This window comes from Actinomycetota bacterium (assembly GCA_005888325.1).
In the GTDB taxonomy this organism is placed as follows: Bacteria; Actinomycetota; Acidimicrobiia; order Acidimicrobiales; family AC-14; genus AC-14.
The window spans coordinates 28,467-35,236 of sequence record VAWU01000002.1; the positions used below are offsets into that span (position 1 = coordinate 28,467).

Below are 6,770 nucleotides of genomic sequence, written 5' to 3' on the forward strand. Positions count from 1 at the left end.
CGCCCCCGCCGGCCGGGGCCTGTCCCTCAGGGGCCCTCCCAGATGGGTCCCTCCCCGCTGACGCGGGGACCCCTCCCATCTGGGCCCCTCCCTCCGGGCCACCCGGCCGGCTCGTCTCGCTTCGCTCGCCTCGCTCGCGGCCTCGTCTGGGCGCCGGGCTCTCGCTGGGGGGGTCGAGAAACTCCCGGAACCGTCGTTGCTTGATGGGCGGAGAAGACTTACGCTGAGGGTCACATCGGCGTAACTACGCGTCTGTTAGCGATCGAGGGGGAGAGGGAGGCGTCTCGTGGCTGTAGCTGAAGAGGGGTTCCGCGGGCCCCAGGTCTGCAAGCTCGTCGGCATCACCTACCGCCAGCTCGACTACTGGGCCCGCACCGACCTGATCCGGCCCTCGCTGGCAGACGCCAAGGGGAGCGGCACCCAGCGGCGGTACGCGTACACCGACCTGGTCGAGCTCAAGGTCATCAAGAGCCTCCTCGACGCGGGCGTCTCGCTGCGGTCGGCGCGCACGGCCATCGAGTACCTGCGCACGAACCTCGGGGAGGACATCGCGACGGCGAGCCTGGTCCTCAACGGCACCGGCTCGGTGCTGGCCCGCACCGACGGCGAGATCGTCGACCTGGTGCGCAAGGGCCAGGGCGTCCTGAACATCGTCCCCCTCGGCGGCATGGTCGACGAGCTCGACGCGGCGATCCTGGAGTTACGCCCGAAGGCCGACCCGACGGGCTCGGCGAGCCCGCGGGCGACCGCCACCGGCGGAGGCTGACCTGGCCGCGTCGGGCGCACCCGATCCACGCGGTGCGGCATCCGATGTGCTGCCGCACGAGCTCACGCGCTTCGCCCACAACTCCGAGCGACAGTTCGCGAAGCTGCTCGACTTCTACGGCATCGAGTGGGAGTACGAGCCCCGCACCTTCGTCCTCGAATGGGATCGCGACGGGAATCCCCAGCAGGCGTTCAGCCCCGACTTCTACCTGCCGTCCTACGAGCTCTACATCGAGATCACGACGCTCAACCAGAAGCTCGTCACCAAGAAGAACGGCAAGGTGCGCCGGCTGCGCGAGCTCCACCCCGAGGTCAAGGTGAAGGTCTTCTACCAGCGCGACTACCTCGCCCTGCTCGTGAAGTACGGGCTCGAACCGCCGTCGCAGGACCTTCCGGTCGACGACGGGGTCGAGCCCCTCCCGCTCCGGTTCGACTGATCGCACCCCGCACGGGAGGCCACCAACCCAACCTTCCCGGAGCGCATACGCTCGCCCGATGACGTCGCGGCACTCACCCCTCGACGCCGAGCACCGTGCGCTCGGGGCCCGCATGACCGACTTCGCGGGATGGGAGATGCCGCTGTCGTACACCGACGGCACCCTCGCCGAGCATCGGGCGTGCCGGTCCGCGGCGGTCGCGTTCGACGTGAGCCACCTCGGCACCGTGCGCGTCGACGGACCGCAGGCCCTCGACGCGCTGCAGCGCGCGCTCACCAACGACCTGGCCAGGATCGCACCCGGTCGGGCGCAGTACACCCACCTGCTCGACGAGGCCGATGCGTCGGTGCTCGACGACATCATCGTGTGGTGGGTCGACGACGGCGAGTTCCACGTGATGCCGAACGCGTCCAACACCGCCCGTGTGGTGGCGGCCGTCGGAGGCGAGGACATCACCGCCGGCCGTGCCGTGATCGCGGTCCAGGGGCCCGAGGCGCGCCGGACACTGGCCGGTGTGGCGCCCGACGCCGCCACCGTGCCCCGGTTCGGCGTGCGCCGCTTCGAATGGAAGGACGCACCGTGCATCGTGGCGGGCACCGGATACACCGGCGAGGACGGCGTGGAGTGCGCGGTACCAGCAGATGTCGCACCCGCGTTCTGGCAGGAGGTGGTGGGTGCCGGGGCCCGGCCCGCGGGCCTGGGGGCGCGTGACACGCTCCGGCTGGAGGCCGGCCTGCCACTCCACGGCCACGAGCTGGGCCCGGGGATCACCCCCCTGCAGGCGGGCCTGGGTTGGGTCGTCGGCTGGAGCAAGGGCGACTTCCGCGGGCGAGGCCCCCTCGAGGCCGAGCGGGCGCGGGGCGTGGCCCGGCTCCTGCGGGGATTGACGGTCGACGGGCGCCAGCCGCCGCGGACGGGCAGCGAGGTGCTGGCCGGCGGTACCGTCGTCGGCCACGTGACGAGTGGCAACTTCTCGCCGGTGCTGGGCCACGGGATCGCGCTCGGGTTCGTGCCGCCCACGCTCGAGCCCGGCGCCGCGGTTGCGATCGACGTGCGGGGCAAGCACCTCCCGGGCCGGGTCGTCCGCACACCGTTCGTGACTGCGAGCTGACGTGGCCCATTTCGTCCCCCACACCGACGCGGAGATCGCGTCGATGCTCGAGTTCATGGGCCTCGGCTCGCTCGACGACCTGTGGAGCGCCGTCCCGGAGGCGCTCCGGCTGGCCCACGGCCTCGACCTGGCGCCCGGGGCGAGCGAGTTCGACGTGCTCGCGGACATGGAGGCGATGGCCGGCCGGAACCGCCGGGCGGGCCCCGACCTCGTGTGCTTCGCCGGCGGCGGCGCCTACGACCACGAGGTCCCCGCGGCGGTGCGCAGCCTGGCGTTCCGGTCGGAGTTCGTCACCGCCTACACGCCCTACCAGCCCGAGGTCGCCCAGGGCGTGCTGCAGGCGCTCTTCGAGTACCAGACGCTCCTCTGCCGCCTCAGCGGCGTCGAGGTCGCCAACGCCTCCCTCTACGACGGGGCCAGCGCCTGTGTGGAGGCGGTCAACCTGGCCGTGACCGCAGCCGGTCGTCCGACCGTGTGGGTGAGCGAGGGCGTCCACCCGAACTGGCGCGAGGTCGTGCGCACGTTCGCCGCGGGCACCGGCCACGACCTCGTCACCCTGCCCCTGCGCGGAGGCGTCACCGCATTGCCCGACGACGTGCTGCCCGACGACGAGAGCCCGGGCGCACCCGCGGCGATCCTCGTCCAGCACCCCAACTACCTGGGTTGCCTCGAGGACCTCACGGCCGCCGCCCGGCTGGCCCGGTCGCGCGGCGCGATGCTGCTCGTCGCGTTCGACCCGGTCGCCGCCGGGCTGCTGCGGTCGCCCGGTGCGTACGGCGCCGACGTGGTGGTGGGGGAGGGCCAGCCCTTCGGCACCCCGCTCAGCCTGGGCGGACCCTACCTCGGCCTGTTCGCGTGCCGGCTCGAGCACGTGCGCCGCCTGCCCGGTCGCCTCGTCGGCGAGACAGTGGACACCGAGGGGCGCCGGGCCTACGTGACGACGTTGCGCACCCGTGAGCAGGACATCCGGCGCGAGAAGGCCTCGTCGAACGTCTGCACCAACCAGACGCTCATCGCCGTCTGCTGCGCGATCCAGCTGTCGTGGTTGGGGACGACCGGTCTGCGCGAGCTGGCGCTGCGCTGCGCCCGGGCCACCCGGTACACGCGCGAGGCGCTCCTCGCGCTCGACGGGGTGGTGCCGATCGCAGAAGCGCCGGTGCTCCGAGAGTTCGCGGTGCGAACGCCAATTCCCGCCGAGGTAGTCGTCGAGCGCATGGCGGAGCAGGGGTTCCTCGCGGGCATCGCCCTGGGCGACGAGTACGGGGAGGGCCTGCTGGTCGCGGTCACCGAGCGGCGCACGCGCGCCGAGATCGACGCGTATGCCGCCGCCTTCGAGAAGGTGCTCGCATGAGCAAGAGGGTCCCCCACCCGTTCTCGTCGTACGCAGCCGTCCTCAGGACGGCTGACTACGACAAGAAGCGAGCGACATGAGCGCGCCGGGGGGGAGAGCTTCCAGTGCGCCGGTGATGGGGCGGGACGAGGAGCCGACCGTCTTCGAGCTGTCGGTGCCCGACCGGCGGGCGTGGTCGTTCCGCGCCACCGATCTCCCCGAATGGGACGCCGCCGACCTGGTCCCCACCGAGCACCTCGACCCGGAGCCCACGCCGCTGGCCGAGGTGTCCGAGCGCGATCTCGTCGCCCACTTCACGCGCCTCACGCACCGCCAGTACTCGGTCGACCTGGGCGCATACCCGCTGGGCTCCTGCACGATGAAGTACAACCCCAAGCTCTGCGACGACGCCGCGTCGCTCCCCGGCCTCACCGACGTGCACCCGGCCGCGCCTGCTGCTCTCACCCAGGGGTGGATGGAGCTGCTCGCCGACCTGGCGGACATCCTCTGTCGCATCACGGGCATGCACGCGGCCACCCTGCAACCGCCGGCCGGTGCCGCCGGCGAGCTGACCGGCCTGCTGCTGATGCGCGCGTGGCACACCCACCGAGGCCAGACCCGTACCAAGGTGGTCATCCCCGACTCCGCGCACGGCACCAACCCCGCGTCGGTGACGCTCGGCGGCTATCAGACGGTGACGGTTCCCTCCGACCGCCGCGGCTGCGTCGACCTCGCGGCGTTGAGGGAGCAGCTCGACGACGACGTCGCGGGCATCATGCTGACGAACCCCAACACGCTCGGGCTCTTCGAGGAGGACATCGCCGCAATCGCGCGCGCGGTGCACGACGTCGGTGGGTTGCTCTACTACGACGGGGCCAATCTCAACGCGATCCTCGGTGTCACCCGACCCGGCGACATGGGGTTCGACATCGTCCACATGAACCTGCACAAGACCTTCGCGGTCCCGCACGGTGGCGGTGGCCCCGGCGCCGGGCCGGTCGCGGTCTCGGAACGACTGGCGCCGTTCCTTCCCGGCCCGCTACCGGTTGCGGGTGACGACGGCACGTACCGGTGGCAGACGCCGGAGCTCTCGATCGGTCGCGTCCATTCGTGGCACGGCAACGCGCTCGCCCTCGCGCGCGCCTACGCCTACATCCTGGCCAACGGCGGCGACGGTTTACGCCGCGTCGCCGAGGCGGCGGTGCTCAACGCGAACTGGCTCCGTCATCGTCTTCGCGGCGTCTACGACATCCCGTACGACCGACCCAACATGCACGAGTGCGTGGTTTCCGCGGCGAACCTGAAGAAGCGGGCGGGTGTGCGCGCGGTCGACGTCGCCAAGCGGCTCCTCGAGGAGGGCTTCCACGCGCCGACGGTGTACTTCCCGCTCACCATCGACGAGGCGCTCATGATCGAGCCCACCGAGACCGAGAGCCCGCAGACGCTGGAGGCGCTGGCCGCCGCCCTCGAACGCATCGCGGGGGAGAGCGCGTCCGACGTGCACGATGCGCCGCGTACCACACCGGTGAGCCGGGTCGACGAGGCCCGCGCCGCACGCAGCCTGATCCCCACGTGGGACGCGCGCGAACCCCGTCACTGACGACACGAGAGCGCGACTCCGCGCACCTCGCCGCTCACAGAATCGCCGGCGACGCGATTTTCTCCGAGTTTCTGCTCAGGCCCCCCCCACCTCCCGACCGATACAGAGAGTGTTGCGTCACGACGCGTACAGCGCCGCAAACTCTGACCGTCGTCGGGAAGGTCTCGGACTGCCATGCTCAGCAACGCACGTCGCCTCTTCGCACAACTCCGCTCGAGCCGGACCGGCGGCTTCCTCATCGGGGAGGCACCCACGACACAACGACGCCGCGCCTTGGTGGGCGCGGCCGTGTGTGTCCTCGCCACGGTTGCCATCGCCCAGCTGCTCGCGCCATCGGTGACCAGGTCGGCCACACAGACCTTCACCGTCACCGCCGACTCGTTCGTGAGCGAAGGCAATCCCGACGTCGCGCACGGTGATTTGCAGTACTTGAAGGTCGACGGCGGACCTCAGCGGGACACCACGTACCTTCGCGTCGACATCCCGGCCGCGCACCGCGTCCTGAAGAAGGCGACCCTGCACGTCTTCAGCATCCAGGACGATCCCTGGGGCGTGGCCGTTCGGTTCGTCAACGACGACAACTGGCGCGAGAGCGCGATCACCTTCGACAACGCGCCGGAGCACGTCGGACGCGTGCTCGGGCACGCGGGCCCCATCAGCGCCAACGAATGGGTCGACATCGACATCACCGACGAGCTGATGCACAACCCGGCCATCGCCAACGGCGGATCGCTCGAGCTCTCGCTGGCCACCTCGTTGTTCGCGTCCGTGGGCGCGCCGGACCCGGATCACACCCAGGAGGCGGCCGGCCGGTTCGCCAGCCGCGAGACCACCACGCCACCGGCGCTGGTGATCGAGACCGAGCCCGACCCCACCGTCGCGACGACGACGTCGTCGGAGCCGACCACCACCGTGCCCCGCGCCACCACCACTGCCCCTGCGGTCACGACCACCGCGCCCCGCGCCACCACCACCGTGCTGCCGCCCGGCGGGGGAGTCATGCACGTGGCGGCGGTGGGCGACATCCAGCCTCCGTCCAGCTCGGCGAACTCCTCGGGCACCGCGGCGCTGGCGGCCCGGGCCGACTTCATCCTGGGCCTGGGCGACTACCAGTACCAGGACGGCAGCATGAGCGACTACAACGCCTACTTCGACCGCTCCTGGGGCCCGCTGGTGCCCAAGATGTACCCCGTCCTCGCCCCCACCCACGACCAGAACTGGCAGGCGGGCGACACCTTGAACTACTGGAACGGGGGCGGGGCGAGCGGCGTGCACGCCCCGGTGCGACTGCAGCCGCTCACCCCCTACTCCTTCACCCGGGGGGGCTGGCACTTCGTGGCCCTGCCCGACGCCTGCTACCGGGTGAGCGGCTGTGACGGCAACGCGGTCACCACCTGGCTGGCGAACGACCTGAGCGCCAACCCCACCCCCTGCACGGTGGCCTACTTCCACCAGGCGTACTTCACCAGCGCGGCCGAGCACGACCCCTTCCAGGCGGTGGCGCCCTGGGTGAAGGTGCTGGTGGAC

6 protein-coding genes are annotated in these 6,770 nt (G+C 71.4%); all 6 read left to right on the forward strand.

The annotated features are described in order from the left end of the window. The first annotated feature begins 286 nt into the window (after window positions 1-286). Window positions 287-766, forward strand: a complete 480-nt coding sequence (locus E6G06_00465) for a MerR family transcriptional regulator (GenBank protein TML93911.1) — start codon at window positions 287-289, stop codon at window positions 764-766. A 46-nt stretch (window positions 767-812) separates the two neighbouring features. After that, window positions 813-1,202: a hypothetical protein gene (locus E6G06_00470; GenBank protein TML93912.1), complete on the forward strand. Its 390-nt coding sequence runs from the start codon at window positions 813-815 to the stop codon at window positions 1,200-1,202. Between the two features lie 58 nt (window positions 1,203-1,260). Beyond that, entirely contained in the window at window positions 1,261-2,313 is a 1,053-nt protein-coding gene (gcvT, locus tag E6G06_00475; GenBank protein ID TML93913.1) for a glycine cleavage system aminomethyltransferase GcvT, read from the forward strand. A 1-nt stretch (window position 2,314) separates the two neighbouring features. Next, window positions 2,315-3,664 (forward strand): aminomethyl-transferring glycine dehydrogenase subunit GcvPA, encoded by a 1,350-nt coding sequence (locus E6G06_00480; protein ID TML93914.1) that lies wholly within the window; start codon window positions 2,315-2,317, stop codon window positions 3,662-3,664. A gap of 115 nt (window positions 3,665-3,779) precedes the next feature. Next, complete coding sequence (locus E6G06_00485) at window positions 3,780-5,243, forward strand: glycine dehydrogenase subunit 2 (protein ID TML93921.1); 1,464 nt, start codon at window positions 3,780-3,782, stop codon at window positions 5,241-5,243. Window positions 5,244-5,417: 174 nt separating this feature from the next. Beyond that, the coding region (locus E6G06_00490) for a DNRLRE domain-containing protein (GenBank protein ID TML93915.1) at window positions 5,418-6,770 on the forward strand (1,353 nt) is incomplete at its 3' end.

Excerpts from the sequence above, each read along its gene's own strand:
- gcvT (TML93913.1), top strand. The coding sequence starts at position 1,261 with ATGACGTCGCGGCACTCACCCCTCGACGCCGAGCACCGTGCGCTCGGG.
- E6G06_00485 (TML93921.1), top strand. The coding sequence starts at position 3,780 with ATGGGGCGGGACGAGGAGCCGACCGTCTTCGAGCTGTCGGTGCCCGAC.